The sequence below is a fragment of the Jeotgalibaca caeni genome, from assembly GCF_028863945.1.
GTDB lineage: Bacteria > Bacillota > Bacilli > Lactobacillales > Aerococcaceae > Jeotgalibaca > Jeotgalibaca caeni.
Genome location: NZ_JARBEA010000148.1, coordinates 1 through 547 on the forward strand (window position 1 = coordinate 1; position 547 = coordinate 547).

1 protein-coding gene is annotated in these 547 nt (G+C 51.4%); it reads right to left on the minus strand.

The annotated features are described in order from the left end of the window. Positions 1–43: 43 nt before the first annotated feature. A partial coding sequence (locus PVE40_RS12930) for a transposase (protein WP_274732324.1) occupies positions 44–547 on the minus strand: 504 nt, incomplete at its 5' end.

Genomic DNA, 547 nt, shown 5'->3' on the forward strand with positions numbered 1-547 from the left:
AAAAAAAACTACTCCTCTCCTGAAAAAAAGATGGTAATTTTTTTTAGAAGTCTAACCTTGCGCTCTGGCTGGCCTCCAGGACGCTTTTTTTATGCCAATCATTCAAATTTCTTTCTTTATATTGTTCCTGCCGGGAGAAGAGTAGGTAAATAATACGGAGGAGTTCGTGGGCGATAGCGATCAACGCCTTGTTGGCTCCCCGGTTGGATCGAATCCGATTGTACCTCCTACGGAAGTGAGAATCCTTCTTTCGAATGGCCGCATAGGCTGCCTGGCAGAGGACCTTCTTCAGGTAGGGATTACCCTTGCTGATGCGGGTGCTCTTCTGCTTTCCGGCACTCTCATTGTTCCCCGGACAGAGTCCGGCCCAAGATGCCAGGTGTTCCGCAGAAGGAAAAGCGGACATGTCTGTCCCAATCTCCGCAATGACGACCGAGCGAACTGTTCGGTCGATGCCGGGAATTCCCTCCAGGAGGAGGGTATGCTGTTCATGGGCAGCGAGGATCCGGTCAATCTCTCGCTCCAGTTCCTGAATCGCCTGCTCCTG